A 26,423-nucleotide genomic window follows, 5' to 3' on the forward strand; every position below is an offset into this window, starting at 1 on the left:
TTACAGCAGCGTGATTTTGCGGCATGATACGCCCGTTTTTATTATTTGAAGGCTAACAGGATAACTGATTAATGGCGAAAGAAGACAACATTGAAATGCAAGGCACAATCCTTGAAACCTTGCCAAATACAATGTTTCGTGTAGAACTTGAAAATGGGCACGTTGTAACTGCACATATTTCAGGAAAAATGCGTAAAAACTACATCCGTATTTTAACGGGTGACAAGGTAACGGTTCAGCTGACACCTTACGATTTGAGCAAAGGACGCATCGTCTTCCGTTCACGCTAAGTTATTAGCCCATATAACGTATATAAAAAAGCCGGCTATGCCGGCTTTTTGTTGTCTGTAATTCTATCGACCAAATGATTATTTAGCAGGTATGGACCAACAAACACATGCTTGCTGATCCATACACTCAAGTTAATGAGTGACTTTTTCTAGCGATTCTGTGGTGATCACAATCTCATCGCCTTTAGCGTCGACTCGGGCGATACCGCCCTTCTCTAACTCGCCGAATAAGATCTCATCGGCTAGAGGTCGCTTGATAAGCTCGGTAACCACACGAGCCATCGGACGTGCCCCCATCGACTTATCGTAACCTTTCTCTGCAAGTAAGGTTCTCGCTTCGTCGCTGACATCGAGCGTCACAGACTTATCATCAAGCTGTGCTTGTAGTTCAACTAAGAACTTATCAACCACTTTCGCGATTACCGTCATATCCAGATGGTTGAACCAGATAATCGAGTCGAGTCGGTTACGGAACTCAGGCGAAAACACCTTATTGATTTCCGACAAGGCATCCTGAGTATGGTCTTGCTGCTTAAAGCCTATCGACTTTCGAATGGTTTCCTGTACACCGGCGTTAGTCGTCATCACGAGGGTGACATGCCTAAAGTCAGCTTTACGGCCATTATTATCGGTCAAAGTACCGTGATCCATCACCTGCAGTAGCAAGTTATACACATCAGGATGCGCCTTCTCAATCTCATCGAGCAGCACCACACAATGTGGATTCTTAATCACAGCGTCGGTTAATAGCCCACCTTGGTCATAGCCGACATAACCAGGAGGCGCGCCAATCAGACGTGACACGGTATGGCTTTCCATGTATTCCGACATATCGAATCGAACCAGCTTCAGACTTAAACATTTAGCAAGCTGACTGGTGACCTCTGTTTTACCGACACCGGTAGGACCAGCAAACAGGAAGCTACCTACAGGCTTGTGCTCACCACCTAGACCACTTCGAGACAAGCGAATTGCCGAACTAAGCCCCTCAATCGCCTGATCTTGGCCAAACACCACCATCTTAAGGTTACGCTCAAGGTTTTTAAGCATATCCTTGTCAGAGCTCGATACGGACTTCTCAGGAATACGCGCCATCTTAGCGATAATCGACTCGATCTCCGCTTGACCAATCGTCTTTTTACGTTTGCTCGCTGGCTGCATCGCCATGCGTGCACCCGCTTCGTCAATCACATCGATGGCTTTATCTGGCAGATGTCTATCGTTGATATGCTTATCTGATAACCTTGCTGCCACGCTCAATGCTGCCATGGTATAGCGCACATTGTGGTGCTCTTCGTACTTTGACTTAAGACCTTGTAAAATCTTTGTAGTCTCAGCAACCGATGGTTCGTTAATGTCCACCTTCTGGAAGCGACGGGCTAGCGCTCGGTCCTTCTCAAAAATACTTTGGTACTCTTGAAACGTGGTCGAGCCCATACAGCGTAGTTTACCACCCGATAACAGCGGTTTAAGCAAGTTAGAGGCATCCATGACACCACCTGAAGCCGAGCCTGCACCAATAATGGTATGGATCTCATCGATAAATAAGATCGCATGCTCGTCATTCGCTAACTCTTTGAGTAAGCCTTTAAAACGCTTCTCAAAATCACCACGGTACTTGGTACCGGCAAGCAATGCACCTAAGTCGAGGGAGTATACGGTCGCTTCACTCATCACCTCAGGCACTTCTTCTTTAACGATGCGATAAGCTAAGCCTTCAGCAATGGCGGTTTTACCCACCCCAGCCTCACCCACGAGCAGTGGGTTATTCTTACGGCGACGGCAAAGAATTTGAATCGAGCGCTCAATCTCATCGGTACGGCCAATCAGCGGGTCAATACTGCCGTTTTTAGCTAACTCATTCAGGTTAGCGGTAAACTGAGACAAGATACTGCGCTCTTCTTCGTTCTCGGTTTGATCTTCGATACGGCTTTGCTCTGGGCCGGTATCGATATCGTTTTTCGAAAAGCCATGGGAAATAAAATTGACCACATCTAAACGGGTCACATCGCCAGTTCGAAGCAGGTAAACCGCTTGAGACTCTTGTTCACTGAAAATAGCGACTAAGACGTTAGCACCGTTGACCTCATTGCGGCCTGATGACTGCACGTGAAATACGGCTCTTTGCAGAACGCGTTGAAAGCCCAGTGTCGGTTGAGTCTCTTTCTCGTCTTCGGGATCGGAGATAATTGGCGTGGTCTGTTGAATGAAACTAGAGACTTCATCTCTTAATTTCTCTAAATTTGCTCCGCAAGCAACTAACGCCTCTTGTGCGGCTGGGTTATCGATTAATGCCAACAATAGATGCTCAACAGTCATGTACTCATGACGGGCATCTCTGGCTTGTTGAAAAGCCAGATTTAAGGTGACTTCAAGATCTTTATTTAACATAAGCACCCCCTAAAAAAATACTACAGATTCGGCCAAATTTAGGCTTCCTCTAATGAACACAGTAACGGATGTTGGTTTTGTCTTGCAAATTGATTTACTTGGGCAACCTTAGTTTCTGCTATGCCAAACGGATAAATTCCGCAGATCCCTTTGCCCTTATGATGGATTGCCAGCATGATTTCCGTCGCTTGCTGCTCATCTTTCTTAAAAAACAATTGTAAAATCTCAATGACGAAGTCCATCGGTGTGTAATCATCATTGTTTAAAATCACTTTATACATGGAAGGCTGTTTAAGCTCTGATTCAACACTTTCTTCTACATGTTCAATATTTTCTGTTCTGCTCATATTTCAATATTAGCCTCTAGTTTTGGCTTGTACCAATCGATTATGTAACTCTGTCTGTTTATTCAACAAATCATATCAAATTACATTCAGGTACGACTTGTTACTATTTGTTGCTTTTTTGTTAATTTTACCTTGACAACCACTTATTCAGCTTTCATTCTGTTCATTAAGCGGGGAGTTTCCTCGCTGATAAGTTTTACTATCTTACTGGGAAGTAGACAACAGAAGGAAGTGGAAGTATGGCAAGCGGAACTGTTAAATGGTTCAACAACGCCAAAGGATTCGGGTTTATATGCCCTGATGCTGGCGGTGAAGACGTTTTTGCACACTATTCTACCATTGAAATGGAAGGCTATCGAACTCTAAAAGCAGGCCAACCAGTCAGTTTTGAAGTAGAAGCAGGTCCAAAAGGGATGCACGCGTCAGCAATATCGCCAACAAACTGATACCAATCTAGCTAAGTAAGTGTCTAGAAATAATTAAACAATACTTGTTTAGCTTGGTATAGGTTGCGATAAAAGATAAAAAAAGCAGAGTAGTTAATCTACTCTGCTTTTTTATTGCAGTTATTCCACAAGGCCTGCAATCTTGCAGGCCTTAATAACCGGCTAAATTAGCCTACAATACTATTTAATGTTGTGCTTGGACGCATTGCGCTAGAGGCTTTAGCTGCATCTAAACGGTAATAACCACCTAAATCAACAACAGGGCCTTGCACGCCATTCAGCTCGCCAATAATCTTCGCTTCGTTGCTAGTTAATGACTCTGCTAATGCGCTGAACTCTGCTTGTAACGCAGCATCTTTGGTTTGTGCAACAAGCGCTTGTGCCCAATACATTGCAAGGTAGAAGTGGCTGCCACGGTTATCAAGCTCACCTACACGACGCGAAGGCGACTTATTGCTATCGAGGAACTGGCCGATAGCAATATCGAGCGTATCGGCAAGTACCTGAGCCTTGGCGTTACCTGTGGTCTGGCTTAAATGCTCTAAAGATGCGCCTAGAGCAAGGAATTCACCTAGGGAATCCCAACGTAAATGTCCCTCTTTCTCTACTTGCTGAACATGCTTAGGTGCACTACCACCCGCGCCTGTTTCAAACAAGCCACCGCCATTCATTAGCGGTACAATCGACAACATTTTAGCACTGGTGCCAAGTTCAAGAATTGGGAAAAGATCCGTTAGATAGTCACGTAAAACGTTACCGGTTACCGAGATAGTATCTTTACCCGCTTTCACGCGGTCCAGAGTAAAACGTGTTGCATCAACTGGCGACATTATGTGAAGTTCAAGACCGTTTGTATCGTGATCTTTTAGGTAAAGCTCTACTTTGCTAATGATTTCAGTGTCATGTGCACGAGCCGAATCTAACCAGAATACCGCTGGTGTAGCTGAAAGACGTGAACGATTTACCGCAAGTTTAACCCAGTCACGGATAGGCGCATCTTTCACCTGACACATTCTGAAGATATCTCCCGCTTCCACATTGTGCGACATAAGCACCTTGCCAGCTTGGTCAACGACATTAACCGTGCCCGCAGCAGCGATTTCAAACGTCTTATCGTGGCTACCGTATTCTTCAGCTTTCTGAGCCATTAGGCCCACGTTTGGTACGCTGCCCATGGTACTTGGATCAAATGCACCATTGTTGATACAGAAATCGATAGTTTCTTGATAAACACCCGCATAACAACGATCTGGAATCATCGCCTTCATATCTTTTAATTGACCATCAGGGCCCCACATCTGACCAGATGTACGAATAGCTGCAGGCATTGATGCATCAATGATCACGTCACTTGGTACGTGTAAATTGGTAATGCCACGATCTGAATCAACCATTGCAAGCTCGGCGCGCTCGCTATAAACCGCTGCTAAATCAGCCTCGATTACGGCTTTTTGATCGCTTGGTAATGTCGCGATCTTAGCGTAGACATCACCCACACCGTTGTTTACATCAACACCTAGCTCTTCAAATAGCTGGCCATGTTTAGCGAAAACATCTTTGTAATAAACTTTAACTGCGTGACCGAATAAAATAGGGTCTGACACTTTCATCATGGTGGCTTTTAAGTGCAATGAAAGTAAAACATTCTGTTCTTTAGCCAGATTGGTTTCACGCTCATAAAACTCAACCAGTGCTTTTTTGCTCATCACAGCCGAGTCAATAACTTCACCCGCTTGCAAAGCAATCGCACTACGTAGAACTTGCTCTGAACCATCCGCCTTATTCAGGACAATTGATACACTACCGGCATCGGCAAGGGTTACTGATTTTTCACTCGCGTAAAAATCGCCTTCATTCATATGCGCTACGTGGGACTTTGAATCAGACGTCCACTTACCCATTGAATGAGGATTTTTCTGAGCAAACTTCTTCACCGAACCTGGCGCACGGCGATCTGAGTTACCTTCACGCAGTACTGGATTTACCGCACTACCTTTAATTTTATCGTAACGAGATTGGATCTCTTTCTCAGCTTCGTTCGCTGGCTCATCAGGATAGTTTGGAATGTCGTAACCTTTATTCTGCAGCTCTTGAATACAGGCTTTAAGCTGCGGGATTGATGCACTGATGTTAGGCAGCTTGATAATGTTAGCTTCAGGCTTCTTAGCAAGCTCACCCAGTTCTGCAAGTGCATCGTTAATGCGTTGCTCTGCAGTTAAGTTTTCAGGGAAGTTAGCAATGACACGGCCAGATAAAGAGATGTCACGAGTTTCAACGTCAACGCCTGCGGTTTGAGTAAACTTTTGGATAATAGGTAACAAAGAAAGTGTCGCTAATGCCGGCGCTTCGTCAGTTTCGGTATAGATGATCGTTGATGTTTTATCGTTCATTTTGTGTCCTACATTGATTTAAATTTAAGATTTTTATAATAATTATTTTCTATTTTTACGATTAAAAAACTGTAACGGTCTTAAGTTATCACCTTGAATTGCTAGTGATAATTTATGCGATCTTGTGTGCAATAAGCCAGCGACATTATTCGCCCACATCTCACAAATTGAAATAGTTAGCTGCAGATCACACTTTTAATTTTGCCGACATCATAAAACATTCCGCGCAAGATTCAAATTCCACTAAAAGCCAATGCACAGTACAATAGGTATAAATCACTCAAAGATTAAAAGTATTACAGCGTGACACAGCCATTTTCAAAAAACAGAACCAGCAACAAATCGCCCAGTAAAAGCAATAAGCCGGGCGGCTTCGGCAACGCTGCCAGCAAACAAGCTGGAAACGCTAAAGTCCAAGCAAGAAGCGGACAGCCTCATAATAGAGTCAATAGCAAGACTAAGCCGAAAGCAAAATCAGTTACCAACCCAATAATCGTGCTATTCAATAAACCTTTCGATGTACTATGTCAGTTCACCGATGAGCAAGGGCGGCAAACCCTTAAAGACTTTATCCCGATACCCGGCGTTTATGCCGCGGGTCGTTTAGATAGAGACAGTGAGGGCCTGCTTCTGTTGACCAACGACGGTAAATTACAATCACAAATTACCGAGCCTAAGAAGAAAACCTATAAAACCTATTGGGCTCAAGTTGAAGGCGCACCTAACGAGGATGACCTTGAAAAACTACGTCAAGGTGTTGAATTAAAAGATGGTATGAGTTTACCAGCCAAAATCAGCATTATGAATAACCCAGACATTTGGCCAAGAACGCCGCCTATTCGTGAGCGTGCGAACATTCCTACTACCTGGTTAGAAATTAAGATCTGTGAAGGCAGAAACCGTCAAGTGAGACGCATGACGGCGCATATCGGTTTCCCTACATTAAGATTGATCCGCTATAAAATAGGTCAATGGAGTCTAGATGACCTAAAAAATGGTGAATATCGTCAACTTGAAATGAATAATAAGTCGGTGTGAGTAACAAGCAATGACTGAGCGCTATAAACCCAACACCACTGTCGCCTGCATGATTGAGGCGCAAGGGAAGTATCTTTTAGTCGAAGAACTCATTGAAGGTGAGACTCAATACAATCAACCCGCTGGCCATATTGAAGCTAATGAATCGATTATTAATGCCTGTATACGTGAAGTAAAAGAGGAGACTGGGCTGAGCATCGAACCACAAGGTCTAGTGGGGATCTATCAGTTTAGTGCCAGTGAAACTCTCGCTTTTGTTCGTTACACTTTTTATCTCAAGCTAGATAAGCAATTAGCGTCTCAACCTGAGGACCCAGCGATACAGGCGCTAAAATGGCTCACATTAGATGACATTGTCGCCTTATCCCCTCAACTGAGAAGTCCTTTAGTGCTCAAGTCGATTGCTGATTATTTAGCAGGAAATCGTTACCCTTTAAGTATTCTCAATGATGAGTATTTGTAAACGTAAGCTGATTTAAAATATTCATTCTTAATATAAATTAGCCACTCTGATCATGCAGCATGTGTGAATATTCAACTCTGATGCTAATTCTGATGTGAATAAAGCCAAAAGATAAATACTCGCTAGATAGCCCAGCCCCATAATGCATGATAGAATATGCACCCGCAGAAAGCCGCGGCTTGAACTATGTATCTCGATTGTAAATCCCATTCGTCGAGATACCGATTCGCAGCAATATTCAGTAAACACAAGGTTTTTTTAGGATTTATGACGTCAATCGAACCCACTCATCTTGGTAAAAAAGTCATCGTCGGCATGTCCGGTGGTGTTGATTCATCAGTTTCAGCCTACCTGTTAATGAAACAGGGTTACCAGGTTGAAGGCCTGTTCATGAAGAACTGGGAAGAAGATGACACGGATGAATATTGCGCGGCAGCTGACGATCTTAAAGATGCGCAAGCTGTATGCGACAAGCTAGGCATTAAATTGCACACGGTTAACTTTGCTTCAGAATACTGGGACAACGTGTTCGAATATTTCCTAGCCGAATACAAAGCTGGCCGCACGCCAAACCCAGATATCATGTGTAATAAAGAGATTAAGTTTAAAGCTTTCCTCGAATTTGCAGATGAGATCTTAGATGCTGACTATATCGCCATGGGCCACTATGTACGCCGCCGTGATATCGATGGTACCAGTCAAATGCTACGTGGCGTCGACGGTAACAAAGATCAAAGCTACTTCTTATATACCTTAGGCTACGAGCAAGTCGCTCGCTCATTGTTCCCTGTTGGCGAACTAGACAAGAGCGAAGTGCGTGAAATAGCTAAAGAGATGGGACTAATCACCCACGATAAGAAAGACAGTACTGGTATTTGCTTTATTGGTGAGCGTAAGTTTACCGACTTCTTACAGACTTTCTTACCCGCTCAGCCAGGTAATATCGAAACTAGCGAAGGTGAAGTGATTGGTACTCACCAAGGCTTAATGTATCACACACTAGGGCAACGTAAGGGTCTTGGCATTGGCGGCTTGAAGAATAGCAACGATGACCCTTGGTATGTTGTTGAAAAAGACTTAGTCCGTAACGTCTTGATTGTTGGGCAAGGTGGTAACCACCCTCGCCTAATGTCAAATGGCTTAGTGGCTAATCAGCTTCATTGGGTTGACCGTAAAGGACCAGCAAACGGTTCAAAGATCACCGTTAAGACTCGTTACCGCCAACAAGATGTACCATGTAGCGTAACTTACGACAGCGATGATGTACTACGGGTTATTTTCGATGAGCCAGTGGCTGCTGTAACACCGGGACAATCGGCTGTTTTTTATGATGGTGAAATCTGCCTAGGTGGCGGCATTATTGACGCACTAATAAGAGATTAATTAATGAGTGATCAGCTGTTTGAACGCACTATGGCCTTTGCTGGTATTTTACAAGCAGTGGCCCAAGTTCAGTATATTGCAAGACACGGTGACTCAGATAAAGAAGCCCTAGCTGCAAGTTTACAATCTGTCTTAGTAACGAACCCTGAATCGACCAGCGATGTCTATGCTGATAAGTTCGCCTTAAGAAAAGGTTATGAACTAATTGTCAGCCAACTTGGCGACGCCAAACAAAAAGATGTTGAGGTAACTCGCTATTTAGTCGGCATCTTAGCATTAGAGCGCAAATTAACTCGCTCATCTAATGCCATGGGCATGCTAAGCGAACGCATCAACCAAATTCACCGTCAGCTCAGCCACTTTGAGATCACAGACGAGCAAGTGATTGCTAATTTTGCCGGTATTTATAGCGACATCATTAGTGAATTAGGTCCTAAATTACAGATCTCAGGTAATCCAGAATTCCTTAAGCGTACCCAAACACAACAAAAAATTCGCGCCTTATTACTGTCTGCCATGCGCAGCGCAGTGCTATGGCGCCAATTAGGGGGCAAGCGTAGGCACCTTGTCTTCTCAAGAAAAACAATAGTAGATACAGCTATGAAAAGCCTCACCCTATAATATTTAAGTCAAGTTCATCAAGGAGCTTCTAATGGAACTTTCCGCACTAACTGCTATCTCTCCGGTAGACGGTCGTTATGGTAGTAAAACCGCCTCATTAAGAGGGATTTTCAGCGAGTACGGCCTGACCAAATACCGTGTTCAAGTCGAAATTAACTGGCTAAAGCTACTTTCTAGCTGCCCAGAAATTGAAGAAGTTCCACCTTTTAGCGAAGCTGCATTGGCTTTGCTTGACCAAATTAAAGATAACTTTAGCGAAGCAGACGCACTACGCGTTAAAGATATTGAAGCCACCACCAACCATGATGTTAAAGCGGTTGAATACTTCATCAAAGAACGTATCGCTGATAATGCTGAGCTAGTGGCTATCGATGAGTTTGTACACTTTGCTTGTACCTCTGAAGACATTAATAACCTATCTCACGCATTAATGCTGACTGAAGCGCGCGACCAAGTACTTGTGCCGTATTGCCAGAAAGTTGTTGATGCAGTTAAAGCATTAGCACACGAGCATAAGTCTGTACCGTTAATGTCTCGTACACACGGTCAACCCGCTTCACCGTCTACATTAGGTAAAGAGATGGCAAACGTGGCTGTGCGTTTAGAGCGTCAGCTATCTCAAGTGTCTAAAGTTGAAATCATGGGCAAGATCAATGGTGCTGTTGGTAACTACAACGCTCACCTATCTGCTTATCCTGAAGTTGATTGGCACGCTCTGTCACAGCGTTTCGTGACAAGCCTTGGCATTAACTGGAACCCATACACGACTCAAATTGAGCCACACGATTACATCGCTGAATTGTTTGATGCGCTAGCGCGCTTCAACACAATCCTTATCGATTTCGACCGTGATATTTGGGGTTACATCGCGCTTGGTCACTTTAAGCAAAAGACCATTGCTGGTGAAATTGGCTCTTCAACCATGCCACATAAAGTCAACCCAATCGACTTCGAAAACTCTGAAGGTAACTTAGGTATTGCTAACGCGTTAATGCAGCACCTTGCAGCCAAGCTTCCTGTTTCACGCTGGCAGCGTGACCTTACAGACTCTACAGTGCTACGTAACTTAGGTGTGGGTATGGCTCACTCTCTAATCGCTTACCAATCAACATTGAAAGGGATCAGTAAGCTAGAAGTTAACGAAGAGCAGCTTCGTAAAGAGCTTGATGGTAACTGGGAAGTACTAGCTGAGCCAGTACAAACCGTAATGCGTCGTTATGGCATCGAGAAACCATATGAAAAGCTTAAAGAGTTGACTCGCGGTAAACGTATCGATGGTGCTCAACTTGCAACATTCATCGACGGTCTTGAGCTACCAGAAGACGTTAAAATCGAACTTAAGAAGATGACGCCTGCCAACTATATTGGCCGTGCAGAAGCGTTTGTTGACGAGCTAAACTAATAGCAGACTCAACACTTTAGATAGCTCTTCGGCTATTAAAGGTTCGAATAAGGCGTTAAGCTTAGGCTTAACGCCTTTATTTTATCCATTTTCCGTCGAGCGTTTTTATAGAACTTTTTTCATCAAAGTTTTTCTATCAAACTATTTCTATCAATAAAGAGCAGCTAACTCACTATGTTTAGTCTTAATTTCGATCCTACTGAATTTCTTAGCCAATACTGGCAAAAAAAGCCCATTTTAATTAAGAATGCTTTCCCGAATTTTGAAGATCTCATTAGCGCAGATGAACTTGCTGGCCTTGCCTGTGAAGACGCTGTCGCATCAAGAGTGGTAGTGACTAAACCTAATGACTGGCAGATAATCGAAGGACCTTTTGAAGACTACGATCAGTTTGGCGATCAAAACTGGCAATTATTGGTACAAGCCCTAAACCATTGGCATCCAGATTCAAGCGAACTCATTAATGCCTTTCGCTTTATTCCCGACTGGCGTTTCGATGACTTAATGGTGTCTTTTGCCACTCCCGGTGGCGGCGTTGGCGCACACATCGATAACTATGATGTATTTATCATTCAAGGTGAAGGACAGCGTCACTGGACTGTGGGCGATAAAGGCCAATATGCGCCAAAAAATAATGATCCTACCACCCCATTAATCGAGGGATTCGAGCCTATAATTGATGTGGTACTCGAAAAAGGTGATCTACTTTATATTCCACCTGGCTTTCCACACCAAGGCCAAACAATTACCAACGCAATGAGTTACTCGATGGGTTTTCGCGCGCCAAGCCAGCAAGAGCTTTTCAGCGAAATAGCCGATGCACTTATTGACAATAACACAGGGCTTAAACGTTTCACTTCGAGTAACGAGCCAGAGCAAGCCAGCCTAGTCAGTACAACGCATCAGCAAGAGATGATGGCGCTAATTGCCGAGCTTTCAAATGACCCAACTTCTTACCAAATTGTGCTTGGAAAAATGCTAAGCCAAAACCGCTTTGAATTAGATATTTGTGAACCTGATGAAGCCTACACCGCAGAAGATATCAGTGACTATATTGCACAGGGTGCGCAATTATACCGTATAGGTGGCTTGAAATTACTTAAGCTCGAAGGCGATAGCATATCTCGCATATTTGTTAATGGTGAACCGATAGAATACCCAGATGCTATTGAAGCTGATGTTCAGCAATTATGTGAGCGTTTCAGTTTTAACAATGAGCAGGCAGAGGCACTAATTCAGGCTCCAGGCACTCAAAACTTATTATTAGACTTACTAAACCGCGGGTATTTCTATTTCGGTGAGTAATAGCTATAAAATTATTGCTATTCATCTCAATCAAAAAAGGCATCCTAGTGATGCCTTTTTAGTACCGTAAATGCTTGCCGCTAAATGAACTTAAGCGCTTGGGCCCCAGATAGAATCATCCGCTTGCATCTTATAAAGGCTCTCGGCACGTGACACCAGAAGCTGAGCAAATTTTGCTTGAGCCGGATCTTTAGTTAAGCCTGAGCGCTGAATATTTTCAGCCTTCATCTGCCACATCATCGAAAAATGACGCACTGCATCACGCGCTGTTGCGGCTACACTAATATCAACATAATCTGATGGCAAATCACCAGACATAACCCAATAAGTCTTTTTAGTTGGCTTTTTAGAGTCAATTTTCCAAATAGCCACAAACGGTGCTAAATAGCGGCTTTCGTCAGGATGAACTTTATCGGGCATAACGCCTTTTTCAGCCAAAAACTTATTCGCCTTTTGGAACTGTGTTCTAATCCATTCTTGTCTAAGTTGTTCTTGGTCTACTGCTTGTTCAGCCATTTAAAATTCCTTTCTTATTGTTATTTTTGCTTCTGCCTCGATGCTCCACAAAACCATTCACAGCCAATTAGCTTAAATCAAACCATTACTTTACGTTAACGTAAAGTGGAAAGCAAAATTGCCAGACAAATCACAAATAATCCACATCTTTGCTTTGTTGAGAGTATCCCTAAATGCTATCGTTCTGCAATAAATATAACAAGCAGACCGCTCTGTATTCGTACAGTTGCGGTAATTCGATGCTCAAAGCGGAGATCAACAAGTGGCAGTTTTTAATCATATCTCTTTCGACGACCATGAACAGGTCGTTTTTTGTCATGATAAAGAAAGCGGCTTAAAAGCCATTATCGCTATCCACAACACTAATTTAGGCCCTGCAGTTGGCGGTTGTAGAATGTGGAACTATGAGTCTGATGATGAGGCCATTACCGATGTATTGCGTCTATCTCGTGGCATGACCTATAAAAACGCGCTAGCGGGTTTAGCTATGGGGGGGGGGAAGTCAGTAATTATCGCCGATCCAAAAGTACAAGATAGAGAAGCACTTTTTAGAGCATTCGGCCGTTGTATCCACACCTTAGGCGGCAAGTATTACTCAGCTGAAGATGTTGGAGTTTCGACTTCCGACATCATGATTGCCCATCAAGAAACCCCATATATGGCAGGTTTAGAGGGTAAAAGCGGCGATCCATCACCATTTACAGCACTAGGTACCTATCTAGGCATTAAAGCCGCTGTTAAGCATCAGCGTGGGCTCGATAGCCTCAAGGGACTAAAGATCTCAGTTCAAGGTGTTGGCCATGTAGGTTACTATCTATGTCGCCATCTTCATGCCGAAGGTGCAGAGCTAATTGTGACAGACATTCATCAAGCATCACTAGACAGAGTCGCAGAAGAATTTGGTGCAACAGTTGTCTCCCCTCAAGATATTTATCATCAGGATGTGGATGTCTACGCTCCTTGTGCGTTAGGCGCAACCATTAATGACATAACCATCCCACTGCTAAAAGCGACAATTGTGGCAGGCTGTGCGAACAACCAACTTGGCGAAGTTCGTCACGGTGAGATGCTAAAAGACTTGGGTATTTTGTACGCACCCGATTATGTTATTAACGCAGGCGGGATCATCAACGTATCTTTCGAGAAAGATTACGATGCAACAGCTGCTACTGCAAAAGTTGAAGAGATCTACAATACCTTACTGACGATTTTCGCCCAGTCTGATGAGCAAGACCGCACCACTGGTGATGTAGCGGATGAAATGGCACGAGCGATTATTCACGCTGCTAAATAAACAGACAATACATTAAAAATACCCAGCTTTTTTTAAGCTGGGTATTTTTTTGCTTGCAATGCCTAAGTTCAACAAATAGATAAGGGATTATCCCACCTCAATTGGCAGTTCACACTGGCGAAGATGCCTTTCCTCTGCTTAAGTTAAGGGCTCAATTATTAGAAATAGGTCACACTATGGTGACATTCAAGTACGATCTTAACCAAGATAACATCGAGCTACAGGCGAGTAACTGGTCTGGTTTAGAGCAGATGTACATCAATGGTACGCATGTCTCTAGCAAGCTTAATTTCGGCCAACACAGTGAGCATAACCTAGTACTGAATGATGGCAAGCAAGCAAAATTGCATCTGTTTTTCGACCCACTGACGGAGCAGCTTATCTGTCGTATTTACAAACAAAACAACTTGGTCGCCAGCCTAAAACAAGGTAAGGAGGAGCTATACCGTAGTCGAAAACTCACTCAACTGGGAATATTAGCAATGGGGATAATTATCGTGTTGCTACTCACTTTAAGTTAACGGTGAACGCTAACCTAAAGTACTTTAAACTTTATAACTGAAAGCTATAAAACCAAAACTGCAGCTAGCATAGTGAAATACTGTCACCTTGGATGCAAACCAACTGACTCGCCTGATAATTTCCACTCCCCGCCGTCACCATCGTTATCGACAACTTTTGCTTATCACTGCCATTTTCAATTAAGACTGCTTTTAAGATTGTGCCATCTCGCACAAAATTCACGGCACCGGCAAAGTCGCCAACATTCAAATCACGGTAGAGCTTAACTGTCACGCTACCAATCGAGCGAGGCTCCAAGCGCCCCTCTTCAATCACTAAGCTTGCGCCACTCGCTAACTCGATAGCTTCAATAAAGCCGGCACCATCAACTCGTTCCGTAGAGGCTGCAGACTGCAATTGAGGTTTTGGCTTATGAATATTCACCGAGCAGGCGCTCAATAACGGTATAACAAATAATGCGACCAGTAGAACTCTCATAGTGACTCCACTAAATTATCAAGATAACAAGAGCCTAACGGATTGAGCTATCTATGCCAAGAGCATAGCTTGATGACACAAATAATGAGGAGAAAACTAATAACGATTGATTTTATTCAACAAACTTAAGAAGCTTTTTCGCTCTTCAATCGCTAAATTATCTAAAAAGGCTTCATTCACCCGTTCGGCTTCACGAACGAGATCTTGCTCGAGTGCTTTTCCACTATCGGTAAGATATATCTGGAAGGCGCGGCGATTCTCCGCATCCTGATGACGAGCTATCAAGCCCTGTTGCTGTAACTGATCGAGCAATCGAGTCATGGTGTAGTTTGCGACATCACAACGCTTAGAGAGCGTGGTTTGAGTTACACCTTCCTCTTGCCAGAGTGAAAACAACACTGGCCAAAGTTTAATATCTAGTTGGTACCGCTTAAGACGTTGATCTAGCGCATTTTGTAGATCTACATTTAAATGAGACACCAAGTAACCAAGACTCTCAAATCGATTCAATCAACACCTCCAAGGCTCTTTCGGGCTTGAGTTAATCTTATCACTTACACCGAAAGAAACTAGCTTTAGGGCGTGTTTATTGCTCACATTCAATCAAACAGGTTATAAATCATAACCTTGAAAGTAAACTATCTAACTAGTTCACTCAGTCAGATTTTAAGCAATAAATTCATCTATAAAACGATAAAAACAGGCACGGTTTAATCTCGCCTCCACCTCTCTTTCTAGGGTCAAGGTGATGCTATCTTCAGCGATAATAAACTGCTCAAACGATGAAACTAAATGCTCAGTATTAATACTCGATTTAAGAGTGAAGTTACCACCCGCTTCACTATGATAATCAACAATCATTAGGGCCTGGTGTTCAACGCTAACCCGCAATTTTTCAACCGGAGTGATGAGGAAATACTCTTCACCAATTCGATTTAAAATACTGGCAAAAAGCTTACTGAATTTGAGTGGGAGTTTTCCGCCGAGATAAAACCAGTCACCGTTGGCGTTAATTTTAAATATCACCTCCTCGGTACATAAAGGTGTGTCGTGAGTTAACGAAGATATTGCATCTGTCACTTTGGTTAACTGCGCTTTTTTCGACGTCATCGATACCTCTTCAATTTCAGTATTTGAGTCATTTTGTTATAGCGTTATTACGTAAAAACTAGCCAGAGGCTAGTTTTTACGTAATTAGAATTAGAGCATGTCCAGTAAAGCTTCTAATGGGTGCTTAGGCTTAAATCCACTAAAGCGTTTAACCTGACTTCGACATGAATAGCCAGAGATCAATACTTGCGGCTTTGGTAACTTGGTAAGCGTTTGCTCCCATGACATAGTATAGAGCGCCTTAGAACGCTCAAGGTTTTCAGCCTCATGGCCATAGGTGCCCGCCATACCACAACAACCAAGATTAACAGTGTTTAGCTTGGCACCGAAGTGCTCAAAAATAGCTTGCCACTCATTCGCAGTGTTTGGCTTAGCCGTTGACTCGGTGCAGTGGCTAAACCAGGTAAATTCATGCTCACCAGGCTCGTGCTTAGGTTGATTTTCGAGTATTTCTAACAACCATTCATTTGCCAGCTTCACATGGAAGTTGCCACGAGCGCCACCAAGCACCTCAGTATACTCATCGCGATAACACAGCACCAATGCCGGATCGATGCCGACCATAGGCATATCAAGTTTGGCCACCTCATTAAGAAAGTCCGACGTAGATTTAGCCGTACGAGCAAATTTATCCAGAAATCCCTTGATATGAATGGGCTTACCATTGGGTTTAAATGGCAATAGAATCGGTTTCAGCCCTAGCTTTTCAATAAGCTGTACAAAGTGATAAACCGTGCCCGCCTCATAAAAGCTGTTAAAAGGATCTTGTACTACCAAAACATAGTCACTGCGATCGTTTTCAGGGATTTGCTGCAGCGCCGCTAAGTCATATCCGCGACTAGCATGCCCTTCTAAACGTTGTTTTAGGGTTGGCACAGATAACGCGGGCGAATCAACATAGCCCAGAGACTTCTTGATAACCCACTTACTCAAACTGTTTTGTGAAACGGTATTCACCAGCCTTGGCGCAGCAGCCATTAACGGCAGGGAGTCTTCGATACCCGCGACTAGGTAGTCTTTTGCTGGACGCAAATAACGGCGATAATAAAGATCAAAGAACTGCGCTCTAAACTTTGGCACATCGACTTTTACAGGACACTGACTCGAACATGCCTTACAGGCTAGACAGCCTTTTAATGACTCCATCACTTCATGTGAATAATCGTATTCTTTATCGATTTTTAATGAGTTTTGCGCTCTTTGCAGCCAACTGAGAGGCTTACTGCGACTGAGTTCATTTACATCGATTCCTTCCGCCTCGAGTAATCTCAGCCATTCACGCATCAGGCCTGCACGCCCCTTAGGTGATTGAACTCGATCGCCTGTTACCTTAAACGATGGACACATAGGTGAATAGACGCCGTAATTAAAGCACAAACCATTACCGTTACAGTTCATCACATCGGGAAACGCTTCACGAGTTTTAACTGGGATCTGCCTATCGAACGTACCACGCTTAACACTGTCGACGTTATACAGCATTGGGCCGCTGTTCTTAGGTGCCACCAGCTTTCCCGGATTAAGCTTGTTTTGAGGGTCAAATAACCCCTTAACCTCTTCTAACAAACCATAAAGATGATCACCAAATACTGCTGGGCCATATTCACCGCGCACGCCTTTACCGTGCTCGCCCCACATTAAGCCGCCATATTTAAGGGTTAACTCGGCAACTTGATCGGAAAGTGTTTTCAGCAGTTTCTCATCTTCTATATCGCACATATCAAGCGCAGGGCGCACATGCAGCACGCCAGCATCCACATGACCAAACATGCCGTATTGCAATTGATGAGTATCGAGTAGCGCTCTAAACTCTAAAATAAAGTCTGCCAGCTTTTCAGGTGGCACCGCCGTATCTTCAGCAAACGCAATTGGCTTACGCGAACCTTTGGCCGCGCCTAAAAGCCCAACGGCTTTTTTACGCATGGCATAAATAGTATTGATGCTGGCTTTATCAGAAGTGACTTGATAGCCAAGCAACCCTGCCTCACTTTGCTCAATTTGAGCTGTAAGCATCGACTCTAACTGAGCGACTCTCGCTTCAACATCTACTTGCTCACCCGCAAACTCCACCATATTAAGGCCATCGATCTCTTTACCCGGTACATCTTGGATAAGCGATGACACCGAATGCCAAATGATGTCTTCTTTAGCAAGATTAAGCACTTTAGAATCGACGGTTTCAACCACTGTGGCATTAGCTTTAACCAAGTCTGGAGCATGACGTAATGCGGACTCAAATGACTCATACTTGATATTGACCATCATCCGACACATCGGTAGCGGTGTGATATTAAGCTTTGCCTCGGTAATCACTGCTAGTGTGCCTTCAGAACCAGTTAAAATACGGGATAAGTCAAAACTTTCTAATTTGTCATCCCAAACATTTTTAAGATCGTAACCGGTCAAAAATCGATTCAATTTAGGAAAGCGCTGCTCAATATGTTCACGATTGCCCCTACACATATCCGCAATAGTGGTGATTAGCTGCTGCCCTAAAACGTTGTCGGTTATTGATTCAACATCGGTGAGTTGCGCTGCGGTTATCGGTTGAGTATCAAGCTCACTGCCATCAAATAAAATACTGGTTAAACCAAGCACATGATCGGAAGTTTTACCATAAACCAAGGAGCCAGCTCCTGAGGCGTCGGTATTTATCATGCCGCCTAAAGTCGCGCGATTTGACGTCGATAAATCTGGGCTAAAGAAAAAACCATGGGGACGTAACGCATCATTGAGGGCATCTTTAACCACGCCAGCCTGCACCTTAACCCAGCCTTCAGCAGCATTAACTTCAAGCACTCGATTCATATAACGCGACATATCGATGATGATGCCATGAGTTAGCGATTGGCCATTGGTACCAGTGCCGCCGCCTCTTGCGCTAAAGACCACCTTAGCAAACTCATCTTGGCTAGCTAACTTTAGTGCTATTTGGACATCTTCAGCCGATTTGGGATAGATAACAGCCTGAGGCAAAAACTGGTAAACTGAGTTATCCGTCGCTTGCGCTAGGCGAGCGCTGTAGCGAGTATCAATATCTCCGGAAAAAGCCTCCTCTTCTAGCGTCGACAAAAAAGAAAGATAAGTAGGTTCAAGCGTTTGTTGATGCGATAACTTGGGTAACATGATTGCTTCTGTCATTATAATTCTTAGGTTTATCTCAGCATTATAAACAAAAAAAAGCCGCTAAATAGCGGCTTTTTTCATGTTTTTAACAAAATGTTAAATCAAACAGAATTAACACTTCATCCTAACGGTTAACAATGACTGTTATCCGTGTGCTTCAGCTAGGTATAACCAAGTATCGATAACTGTATCAGGGTTTAGCGATACAGTGTCGATGCCTTGCTCAACCAACCAAGCTGCAAAGTCAGGGTGGTCTGATGGGCCTTGGCCACAAATACCAACGTAAGCACCTTTAGCTTTAGCGGCTTTAATTGCTAGAGCAAGTAACGCTTTAACCGCTTCATTACGCTCATCGAATAGATGACTGATGATGCCTGAATCTCGATCAAGACCAAGAGTCAACTGAGTTAAATCGTTAGAGCCGATAGAGAAACCATCGAAGTGCTCAAGGAACTGCTCAGCAAGTAGTGCATTTGAAGGCAGCTCACACATCATAATGACGCGTAGACCGTCTTTACCGCGCTCTAGACCTTGCTCTTTAAGAAGCTCAATCACTTGCGCCGCTTCGTCTAGGGTACGAACGAATGGGATCATGATTTCAACATTCTTCAGACCCATATCGTTACGAACACGCTTAATCGCTTCACACTCTAGCGCAAAACAATCACGGAACGATTCTGAGATGTAACGGCTTGCACCACGGAAGCCCAGCATTGGGTTTTCTTCTTCTGGCTCGTAACGCTCACCACCAACCAAGTTTGCATATTCGTTTGACTTAAAGTCAGACATACGCACAATCACTTTCTTTGGATGGAAAGCTGAACCAATCGTTGCAATACCTTCAACAAGACGTGCCACGTAGTATTCTACTGGTGACTCGTAACCCGCGATCATTTCGTGGATCTCTTGTTGTAACTCAGCAGTCTGGTCGTTGAACTCAAGCAATGCTTTAGGGTGAATACCGATCATGCGATTGATGATGAACTCAAGACGCGCAAGACCAACACCTTCGTTAGGAAGACGAGCAAAGTCAAATGCTCTGTCTGGGTTACCCACGTTCATAGTGATCTTCATTGGCAATTCAGGCATTGAATCTACACGTGATGAAATCACTTCAAAGTCTTGTAGACCATTGTAAATAAAGCCTGTGTCACCTTCGGCACAAGAAACTGTTACTTCTTGGCCATTTTGGATACGCTCGGTTACATCGCCACAACCAACAACTGCTGGTACACCAAGTTCACGTGCGATAATTGCAGCGTGACAAGTACGGCCACCACGGTTAGTAACGATAGCGCTTGCGCGCTTCATGATTGGCTCCCAATCAGGGTCAGTCATGTCAGTAACTAACACGTCACCTGGTTGGATTTGATCCATATCTTCGATTGACTTAAGTACCTTAGCGACACCTTTACCAATCTTATGACCAATTGCACGACCCTCACAAACAACATCACCTTGAGTCTTAAGGTGGTAACGTTCGATTAGCTGCACATCTTCACGAGAACGAACAGTTTCAGGACGAGCCTGTACGATATACAACTTACCGTCGTTACCGTCTTTAGCCCATTCGATGTCCATTGGACGACCGTAATGCTTCTCGATGGTCATAGCCTGCTTAGCAAGCTCTTGTACTTCAGCATCGTTAATTGAGAACTCGCGGCGCTTATCTGCTGCAATATCTTCAATCTTAACTTGCTTGCCGTGTGATTCATCGTCTGAATAAACCATTTGGATAAGCTTGCTACCGATGTTACGGCGTACAACCGCTTTATGACCTGCAACTAGTGTTGGCTTATGAACATAAAACTCGTCAGGGTTAACCGCGCCTTGAACAACCATTTCACCTAGACCAAATGAAGAAGTAATAAATACTACGTCATTGTTGCCAGACTCAGTGTCCATAGTGAACATAACACCAGAAGCAGCTTTGTCTGAACGCACCATGCGCTGAATACCAGCAGACAGTGCGACGCCTTTATGGTCATATCCTTGGTGAACACGGTATGAAATTGCACGGTCATTAAACAAAGAAGCAAATACATGCTTAGTTGCTTCTAAAACGGCATCATAACCCTTAACGTTAAGGAAAGTTTCTTGTTGGCCAGCAAATGATGCGTCAGGCATATCTTCTGCTGTCGCTGAAGAGCGAACCGCAAAAGAAGCATCAGTTGTTTCAGAGCTAAGCTTGTCGTAGGCTTCACGAACCGCTTGCTCAAATTCTGGGTGGAATGGGGTGTCGATAACCCACTGTCTAATCTGTGCACCGGCTGTAGCGAGTGCTTTCACGTCATCTACATCTAGCGTTTCTAGAATTTCGTATATCTTCTGGTTAAGTCCACTTTGTTCAAGAAATTCATTGAACGCAAAAGATGTTGTCGCAAATCCACCAGGTACTTGAACGCCTGCGTTTGATAGGTTGCTAATCATCTCACCAAGAGAAGCGTTTTTACCGCCTACCTTGTTAACATCGCCCATGCCTAATTCTTGATACCAGAGTACGTATTGCTGCACAGTTTTTATCTCCGCAAGTATATTTTAGTGTGGCTCTTCACACGAGAGCAGAGGCATCTTACACTCCATGACAACAAGCGTAAATGTATAATTTTATTTGTAATTTTATTACTACAAGAGGTCAAAATGTTACGTAAAGTATTCTATATCTCAGATGGGACAGCGATCACAGCAGAGGTATTCGGTCATGCAGTGCTTTCTCAGTTTCCACTTGAATTTGATGCACTTACAATTCCATTTGTAGAAACACAAGAAAAAGCAGAAGCAGTTAAGGCTCAAATAAATGATTGTTTTATTACAACAGGTGAGAGACCTCTAGTTTTCCATTCCATCGTAAAAGCTGAGATCAGAGACATCATCTATAGCAGTGAAGGCTTAGATTATGACTTTTTGAACACTTTTGTCGCGCCATTAGAGAAACAACTAGGTGTTGCTGCTGCCCCGGCACTACATCGTACTCACGGTAAAGCAAATGAAAGCTATGAGGCGCGTATCGATGCCATCAACTACGCCATGGAAAATGATGACGGCCAAACCATGAAGCATATGGATAAAGCTGACCTTATTTTATTGGGCGTATCCCGTTGTGGTAAAACGCCGTCGAGCCTCTACCTTTCTATGCAATTTGGTATAAAGGCTGCCAACTATCCTTTTACCGAAGATGATATGGATAACCTTAAGTTGCCAGAAGCCCTTAAGCGTAATAAACATAAGCTGTTTGGATTAACGATTGATCCTGAAAGGTTGCATGAAATTCGCCACAGTAGAATGTCTAACAGTCGTTACTCTTCACTGCGTCAATGCCGCGTGGAAGTGAAAGAAGTTGAAATGTTGTATAAGAAAGAGCGCATTCCGTATGTGAACACCACCAATCACTCTGTAGAAGAGATCGCCACCAAAATCTTAGAAGAAACTGGATTAAAGCGTCATATGTTCTAAATATCGATACTGATTTTATCTCCCCAAAATTAAAGGCTTTTATCAAAAAGCCTTTAATTCATATCAAGTAATTTTCAAGATAATGAAAATTAGCCTCACTTTTAAGGCAATTGCCACTGTGCACAGCCAAACTATTAGTTATAATCCGAGGTAATCAGGCGATAGCCCATACGAACGCTCGGTATTTTGAATGACCATTAAAACAGACGAACTCCGCACTTCCCTTTTATGTAAGGTAATTTCACCTGCACAACTCGCTTCTGAATATCCTTTAACGCAAGATGCCGCTGACTACCTAGTTCAGCAACGTCATGAGGTCGAAGCCATTATTAATGGTGAAGACCAACGTTTACTTGTGATTATTGGTCCTTGCTCAATCCATGACACAGAAGCGGCTCTAGATTACGCAAAACGCTTAGCTGAACTACACCAGCAATATAAAGATGATTTATGCATCTTAATGCGTGTCTATTTTGAGAAGCCTCGTACAACAGTCGGATGGAAAGGACTTATCTCAGATCCTGATCTAGACGGTAGCTTTAGCCCTAATAAAGGCCTACGTAAAGCACGTCATCTACTGCAGCAGATCACTGAGCTTAAGTTACCTATCGCGACAGAGTTTCTCGATATGGTAAACGGCCAGTACATCGCCGATCTGATTACTTGGGGCGCTATTGGTGCTCGTACGACTGAAAGTCAGATCCACCGTGAGATGGCTTCAGCGCTTTCTTGCCCTGTAGGCTTTAAAAACGGTACCGATGGTAATATCGATATCGCTGTTGATGCTGTTCGTGCCGCGCAAGCGCCGCACATCTTCTACTCTCCTGACAAAGATGGTGCAATGGCGGTTTACCGTACTCACGGTAACCCTTATGGCCACATCATCTTACGTGGTGGCAAACAGCCAAACTACCATAGCGACGATATCGCAAAAGCTGCGGCTCAGCTTGATAGCGTCGGTGTGACTCAGAGAATGGTTGTTGATTTCAGCCATGGCAATAGCCGTAAGATGCATAAAGAGCAGCTTAATGTCGCTGACTCAATCATGCAGCAAATGGCTAATGGCGAAACGGCTATCGCTGGCATTATGGCTGAAAGCTTTATCGAAGAAGGCAATCAAAAAGTGGTTGCAGGTGAAGAGCTCATCTACGGTAAGAGCATCACCGATGCTTGCATTGACTGGGAAGACTCAAAAGTCTTACTAAGTGATCTGGCTAAGGCTTCACGCGCAAGAATAGAATTGCTTAAGCAAAAATAATTCGCTAACGCATATCTTATGCTTCAGCTTAATCTAGAAACGTACCCACTCACCGAGTCGGTACGTTTTTTTATATCTTAAAATAGTTGTCTGTACATTCAATGCTGCGGATTAATCTTTGAGCTTAATATATGATCTTGCCAACAACCTGCAATCTTAATACCAATCAGTATAAAGATTTGGTCGCTCAGCGAGAGTTTAGCAGCACTGAGACAAGGCAACGAGTGAAGAGCATAGTTACTCTACGTTTAAGCTCGTTAACGCAGTATCAGAGCCGCTAAAACTCGCCATTCTGGAGCGTTTTTGGCTGCCTACTTCTGCGTTGAATAACTTCACAAGGGAGCAACCATTCTTTCAGTTATTCGCCTTGAATTAGTTTGCCAAAAACGCTCTGAGTAGATCAACTTCTTATACTGATTGGTATAAGGTATGATTTGGCTAACCCTTCATTCTCAAAGCCCAATCGTTTAAGCAACGCGCCACTGCGTTCATTACCTACAATATAATTTGCCATTATTCTGTGAGGGCCAACAACGGTGAACATGTAGTTTATTGCCGCCTCTAAGCTCTCCAACATATAGCCTTTGCCTTCATGCTTCTTCGCAATGGAAGAACCTAGATTACAGGCTTGAAATGTACCGTAGACAATATTTGTAAAGTTACAGACTCCAATAACTTCAGTTCTTTGCTTATTGATCACAGCAAATTTCACTTCATTACCCGATTCGAAAGCAACTCGGCTCTGCACCAAACTCAGTTTCCATCTCTCTTCCGTATAAAAATCAGCGGTTCTTTCGGGCTCCCAATGAGATAAGTGGACTTTATTTTCAATATAATAGCTCAGCATTAGCTTTGCTTGTCTTTCGCTTAAAACGACAAGTACCGCCTTTCCGTTTCAATTTCTAAAGTCTTTTCCATTATTATCATCCCTAAAATAACAGTTTGTGAGTCTCTGTCGATTTTTGCCAGTTAACCGGAATTCATAGCGGCACTAACGCGTATATTAGCCAATGCGAAAGTAATGTTAATCCATATTAATCAACAGGTAAAATATATGTCCAGATAACAAGCCTAAAAAACAGGTTCTCTCTCTTCCAACTCCCCCCTGTCAACCTGTTATAAAATTACAAAAACGGCTATAATCTCGGCTTCCAAAATGCATAACCCTAGGTTGCCGTATGCCTTTAACTCAAACTCCCACACAATTTCCCGATGATGTCTCGCTTCGAATCGAGCAATCTGAAGCCCGAGTCATCAAAGCTGTGTTCCCCTCTATTACTAATCATCACAATACCCTGTTTGGTGGTGAAGCATTGGCCTGGATGGATGAAACGGCCTTTATCGCAGCAACCCGCTTCTGCCGTAAAACCCTAGTAACCGTGAGTTCGGATAGAATCGACTTCAATAAGCCTATTCCAGCTGGAAGCCTAGCCGAAATCATTGCTCGCGTGATCCATGTGGGGAACACTTCTGTTAAAGTCGAAGTGAATATATTCGTAGAAGACATGTATCAAGACTTAAGGGAGCATGCTATTCGTGGTGTATTTACCTTTGTAGCGGTAGACGAGCAAAGAAAACCAACTGCAGTTTGGCCGCCCCATTGTTAACCTTATTCATAGCTTTATGAGTCAAGGGCTATTCTGTTAGCCCTTTGCTAGTTCAACTATTAGTCATCCTGTTTTAGTAATCACTGCAATAATTGCAACTAAGCCTAGCAGTCTCAGCTTTAGACTAAAGTCTAACTTCGTTAATTATTTTAACAAATAGTCACTTTTCCAGGCTAAAGCCATAGAATCCCTTGTCATTTATCTGTTACATTGAATCATCTTCACGCGCAACCAAAACAACCTTATAAAGCCATGAAGCCTGAAAATTTAAATATTATTATCGCCGACGACCATCCATTATTTCGAAATGCGCTTAGGCAAGCTTTATCGTCTGAGTTTAAAAATACACAATGGTTTGAAGCAGATAGCGCCGATGCGCTACAAGTTCTACTCGAAAATAGCGACATTGAATATGATGTAGTGTTATTAGATCTACAGATGCCTGGCTCCCATGGCTATTCGACGCTGATCCACCTAAGAACTCATTTTCAAGACTTACCTGTAGTCGTTATCTCTGCCCATGAAGATAGCCTCACTATCAGTCGTGCCATCCACTATGGTAGCTCAGGCTTCATTCCAAAGTCTTCTTCGATGGAAACCTTAGCCGAAGCTCTAGAAGCTGTGTTATTTGGCGACGTTTGGTTACCCCAAGGTGTTGAACTCCAAGAGATCGATGAAGATGATACCAACCAGATGGCCAGCAAACTTGCCGATCTCACCCCACAGCAATATAAAGTCTTGCAAATGTTTGCCGAAGGCCTGCTCAATAAGCAGATCGCTTATGATCTAGGGGTGTCTGAAGCAACCATTAAAGCTCACGCAACGGCAATATTTAGAAAGCTAGGAGTAAGAAACCGAACTCAAGCAGTGATTGCGTTGCAACAGCTAGAGATGGAAAAGGTCGATATCTAAATCATTCACTCTATCAAAAAGCACGACCAAAAAAATCCGCTATCGAAGCGGATTTTTTATAAGCTCAGTTTC

24 protein-coding genes are annotated in these 26,423 nt (G+C 43.4%); 14 read left to right on the forward strand and 10 right to left on the reverse strand.

What is annotated here, in order from left to right:
* Positions 1–71: 71 nt before the first annotated feature.
* Positions 72–290, forward strand: coding sequence for a translation initiation factor IF-1 (infA, locus tag SPEA_RS13385; protein WP_005500725.1), 219 nt, complete (start codon positions 72–74; stop codon positions 288–290).
* 132 nt (positions 291–422) lie between these two features.
* Here infA and clpA read toward each other — a convergent pair whose 3' ends face one another.
* Positions 423–2,681, reverse strand: a complete 2,259-nt coding sequence (clpA, locus tag SPEA_RS13390; protein ID WP_012155759.1) for an ATP-dependent Clp protease ATP-binding subunit ClpA — start codon at positions 2,679–2,681, stop codon at positions 423–425.
* Positions 2,682–2,719: 38 nt separating this feature from the next.
* Positions 2,720–3,028, reverse strand: coding sequence for an ATP-dependent Clp protease adapter ClpS (gene clpS / locus SPEA_RS13395; protein WP_012155760.1), 309 nt, complete (start codon positions 3,026–3,028; stop codon positions 2,720–2,722).
* A 239-nt stretch (positions 3,029–3,267) separates the two neighbouring features.
* On the opposite strand from clpS, the gene cspD reads away from it, so the two are divergent.
* The gene (cspD, locus tag SPEA_RS13400; RefSeq protein WP_012155761.1) at positions 3,268–3,474 is read left to right on the forward strand and encodes a cold shock domain-containing protein CspD; all 207 of its coding nucleotides are present in this window, start codon (positions 3,268–3,270) and stop codon (positions 3,472–3,474) included.
* A 167-nt stretch (positions 3,475–3,641) separates the two neighbouring features.
* Here the strand turns inward: cspD and SPEA_RS13405 are convergent, their stop codons facing one another.
* Positions 3,642–5,864 (reverse strand): NADP-dependent isocitrate dehydrogenase, encoded by a 2,223-nt coding sequence (locus SPEA_RS13405; protein WP_012155762.1) that lies wholly within the window; start codon positions 5,862–5,864, stop codon positions 3,642–3,644.
* A 303-nt stretch (positions 5,865–6,167) separates the two neighbouring features.
* Here SPEA_RS13405 and SPEA_RS13410 point away from each other — a divergent pair, with 303 nt between their 5' ends.
* The 6 genes from SPEA_RS13410 (at position 6,168) to SPEA_RS13435 (ending at position 12,076) form a co-directional block, all read left to right on the forward strand.
* Positions 6,168–6,902 carry an rRNA large subunit pseudouridine synthase E gene (locus tag SPEA_RS13410; protein ID WP_012155763.1) on the forward strand — a complete coding sequence of 245 codons (735 nt, stop codon included), beginning with the start codon at positions 6,168–6,170 and terminating at the stop codon, positions 6,900–6,902.
* A gap of 10 nt (positions 6,903–6,912) precedes the next feature.
* Positions 6,913–7,365 carry an NUDIX hydrolase gene (locus SPEA_RS13415; protein WP_012155764.1) on the forward strand — a complete coding sequence of 151 codons (453 nt, stop codon included), beginning with the start codon at positions 6,913–6,915 and terminating at the stop codon, positions 7,363–7,365.
* A 267-nt stretch (positions 7,366–7,632) separates the two neighbouring features.
* A complete protein-coding gene (mnmA, locus tag SPEA_RS13420; RefSeq protein ID WP_041410967.1) occupies positions 7,633–8,748 on the forward strand; it encodes a tRNA 2-thiouridine(34) synthase MnmA in 1,116 nt (371 codons plus the stop codon).
* Between the two features lie 3 nt (positions 8,749–8,751).
* The gene (gene hflD / locus SPEA_RS13425) at positions 8,752–9,369 is read left to right on the forward strand and encodes a high frequency lysogenization protein HflD (RefSeq protein ID WP_012155766.1); all 618 of its coding nucleotides are present in this window, start codon (positions 8,752–8,754) and stop codon (positions 9,367–9,369) included.
* Between the two features lie 31 nt (positions 9,370–9,400).
* A complete protein-coding gene (gene purB / locus SPEA_RS13430; RefSeq protein WP_012155767.1) occupies positions 9,401–10,771 on the forward strand; it encodes an adenylosuccinate lyase in 1,371 nt (456 codons plus the stop codon).
* A gap of 174 nt (positions 10,772–10,945) precedes the next feature.
* Positions 10,946–12,076, forward strand: coding sequence for a ribosomal protein uL16 3-hydroxylase (locus tag SPEA_RS13435; RefSeq protein WP_012155768.1), 1,131 nt, complete (start codon positions 10,946–10,948; stop codon positions 12,074–12,076).
* 90 nt (positions 12,077–12,166) lie between these two features.
* Here the strand turns inward: SPEA_RS13435 and SPEA_RS13440 are convergent, their stop codons facing one another.
* Complete coding sequence (locus SPEA_RS13440; RefSeq protein ID WP_012155769.1) at positions 12,167–12,592, reverse strand: DUF4826 family protein; 426 nt, start codon at positions 12,590–12,592, stop codon at positions 12,167–12,169.
* Between the two features lie 262 nt (positions 12,593–12,854).
* Here SPEA_RS13440 and SPEA_RS13445 point away from each other — a divergent pair, with 262 nt between their 5' ends.
* Entirely contained in the window at positions 12,855–13,886 is a 1,032-nt protein-coding gene (locus SPEA_RS13445) for a Glu/Leu/Phe/Val dehydrogenase dimerization domain-containing protein (RefSeq protein WP_012155770.1), read from the forward strand.
* A 176-nt stretch (positions 13,887–14,062) separates the two neighbouring features.
* The gene (locus tag SPEA_RS13450; RefSeq protein ID WP_012155771.1) at positions 14,063–14,407 is read left to right on the forward strand and encodes a hypothetical protein; all 345 of its coding nucleotides are present in this window, start codon (positions 14,063–14,065) and stop codon (positions 14,405–14,407) included.
* A 64-nt stretch (positions 14,408–14,471) separates the two neighbouring features.
* Here the strand turns inward: SPEA_RS13450 and SPEA_RS13455 are convergent, their stop codons facing one another.
* The 5 genes from SPEA_RS13455 to ppsA all read right to left on the reverse strand — a co-directional run bounded on the left by SPEA_RS13455 (position 14,472) and on the right by ppsA (position 21,635).
* Positions 14,472–14,885, reverse strand: coding sequence for a PliI family lysozyme inhibitor of I-type lysozyme (locus SPEA_RS13455; RefSeq protein WP_012155772.1), 414 nt, complete (start codon positions 14,883–14,885; stop codon positions 14,472–14,474).
* Between the two features lie 96 nt (positions 14,886–14,981).
* Positions 14,982–15,395: a MarR family winged helix-turn-helix transcriptional regulator gene (locus SPEA_RS13460; RefSeq protein ID WP_012155773.1), complete on the reverse strand. Its 414-nt coding sequence runs from the start codon at positions 15,393–15,395 to the stop codon at positions 14,982–14,984.
* Between the two features lie 156 nt (positions 15,396–15,551).
* Positions 15,552–15,995 carry a DUF1285 domain-containing protein gene (locus SPEA_RS13465; RefSeq protein ID WP_012155774.1) on the reverse strand — a complete coding sequence of 148 codons (444 nt, stop codon included), beginning with the start codon at positions 15,993–15,995 and terminating at the stop codon, positions 15,552–15,554.
* A gap of 90 nt (positions 15,996–16,085) precedes the next feature.
* Positions 16,086–19,121 carry a D-2-hydroxyglutarate dehydrogenase YdiJ gene (ydiJ, locus tag SPEA_RS13470; RefSeq protein ID WP_041411522.1) on the reverse strand — a complete coding sequence of 1,012 codons (3,036 nt, stop codon included), beginning with the start codon at positions 19,119–19,121 and terminating at the stop codon, positions 16,086–16,088.
* 144 nt (positions 19,122–19,265) lie between these two features.
* Entirely contained in the window at positions 19,266–21,635 is a 2,370-nt protein-coding gene (gene ppsA, locus SPEA_RS13475) for a phosphoenolpyruvate synthase (protein ID WP_012155776.1), read from the reverse strand.
* A gap of 126 nt (positions 21,636–21,761) precedes the next feature.
* Here ppsA and ppsR point away from each other — a divergent pair, with 126 nt between their 5' ends.
* Positions 21,762–22,574, forward strand: a complete 813-nt coding sequence (gene ppsR, locus SPEA_RS13480) for a posphoenolpyruvate synthetase regulatory kinase/phosphorylase PpsR (RefSeq protein ID WP_012155777.1) — start codon at positions 21,762–21,764, stop codon at positions 22,572–22,574.
* Positions 22,575–22,764: 190 nt separating this feature from the next.
* Complete coding sequence (locus SPEA_RS13485) at positions 22,765–23,832, forward strand: 3-deoxy-7-phosphoheptulonate synthase (protein ID WP_012155778.1); 1,068 nt, start codon at positions 22,765–22,767, stop codon at positions 23,830–23,832.
* A gap of 400 nt (positions 23,833–24,232) precedes the next feature.
* Here SPEA_RS13485 and SPEA_RS13490 read toward each other — a convergent pair whose 3' ends face one another.
* On the reverse strand, positions 24,233–24,679 hold the full coding sequence (locus SPEA_RS13490; RefSeq protein ID WP_012155779.1) for a GNAT family N-acetyltransferase: 447 nt from the start codon (positions 24,677–24,679) through the stop codon (positions 24,233–24,235).
* 331 nt (positions 24,680–25,010) lie between these two features.
* Between SPEA_RS13490 and SPEA_RS13495 the strand changes: the two genes are divergently transcribed.
* Positions 25,011–25,439, forward strand: coding sequence for an acyl-CoA thioesterase (locus SPEA_RS13495; protein ID WP_012155780.1), 429 nt, complete (start codon positions 25,011–25,013; stop codon positions 25,437–25,439).
* A gap of 252 nt (positions 25,440–25,691) precedes the next feature.
* Positions 25,692–26,351 (forward strand): response regulator transcription factor, encoded by a 660-nt coding sequence (locus tag SPEA_RS13500; protein ID WP_012155781.1) that lies wholly within the window; start codon positions 25,692–25,694, stop codon positions 26,349–26,351.
* Positions 26,352–26,423 lie beyond the last annotated feature (72 nt).

The organism is Shewanella pealeana ATCC 700345 (assembly GCF_000018285.1).
In the GTDB taxonomy this organism is placed as follows: Bacteria; Pseudomonadota; Gammaproteobacteria; order Enterobacterales; family Shewanellaceae; genus Shewanella; species Shewanella pealeana.

Bases quoted from the DNA above. Each gene is read 5' to 3' on its own strand.
- infA (WP_005500725.1), top strand. From the start codon at position 72: ATGGCGAAAGAAGACAACATTGAAATGCAAGGCACAATCCTTGAAACC.
- clpA (WP_012155759.1), bottom strand. From the start codon at position 2,681: ATGTTAAATAAAGATCTTGAAGTCACCTTAAATCTGGCTTTTCAACAA.
- clpS (WP_012155760.1), bottom strand. From the start codon at position 3,028: ATGAGCAGAACAGAAAATATTGAACATGTAGAAGAAAGTGTTGAATCA.
- cspD (WP_012155761.1), top strand. From the start codon at position 3,268: ATGGCAAGCGGAACTGTTAAATGGTTCAACAACGCCAAAGGATTCGGG.
- SPEA_RS13405 (WP_012155762.1), bottom strand. From the start codon at position 5,864: ATGAACGATAAAACATCAACGATCATCTATACCGAAACTGACGAAGCG.
- SPEA_RS13415 (WP_012155764.1), top strand. From the start codon at position 6,913: ATGACTGAGCGCTATAAACCCAACACCACTGTCGCCTGCATGATTGAG.
- mnmA (WP_041410967.1), top strand. From the start codon at position 7,633: ATGACGTCAATCGAACCCACTCATCTTGGTAAAAAAGTCATCGTCGGC.
- hflD (WP_012155766.1), top strand. From the start codon at position 8,752: ATGAGTGATCAGCTGTTTGAACGCACTATGGCCTTTGCTGGTATTTTA.
- purB (WP_012155767.1), top strand. From the start codon at position 9,401: ATGGAACTTTCCGCACTAACTGCTATCTCTCCGGTAGACGGTCGTTAT.
- SPEA_RS13435 (WP_012155768.1), top strand. From the start codon at position 10,946: ATGTTTAGTCTTAATTTCGATCCTACTGAATTTCTTAGCCAATACTGG.
- SPEA_RS13440 (WP_012155769.1), bottom strand. From the start codon at position 12,592: ATGGCTGAACAAGCAGTAGACCAAGAACAACTTAGACAAGAATGGATT.
- SPEA_RS13450 (WP_012155771.1), top strand. From the start codon at position 14,063: ATGGTGACATTCAAGTACGATCTTAACCAAGATAACATCGAGCTACAG.
- SPEA_RS13455 (WP_012155772.1), bottom strand. From the start codon at position 14,885: ATGAGAGTTCTACTGGTCGCATTATTTGTTATACCGTTATTGAGCGCC.
- SPEA_RS13465 (WP_012155774.1), bottom strand. From the start codon at position 15,995: ATGACGTCGAAAAAAGCGCAGTTAACCAAAGTGACAGATGCAATATCT.
- ydiJ (WP_041411522.1), bottom strand. From the start codon at position 19,121: ATGTTACCCAAGTTATCGCATCAACAAACGCTTGAACCTACTTATCTT.
- ppsR (WP_012155777.1), top strand. From the start codon at position 21,762: ATGTTACGTAAAGTATTCTATATCTCAGATGGGACAGCGATCACAGCA.
- SPEA_RS13485 (WP_012155778.1), top strand. From the start codon at position 22,765: ATGACCATTAAAACAGACGAACTCCGCACTTCCCTTTTATGTAAGGTA.
- SPEA_RS13490 (WP_012155779.1), bottom strand. From the start codon at position 24,679: ATGCTGAGCTATTATATTGAAAATAAAGTCCACTTATCTCATTGGGAG.
- SPEA_RS13495 (WP_012155780.1), top strand. From the start codon at position 25,011: ATGCCTTTAACTCAAACTCCCACACAATTTCCCGATGATGTCTCGCTT.
- SPEA_RS13500 (WP_012155781.1), top strand. From the start codon at position 25,692: ATGAAGCCTGAAAATTTAAATATTATTATCGCCGACGACCATCCATTA.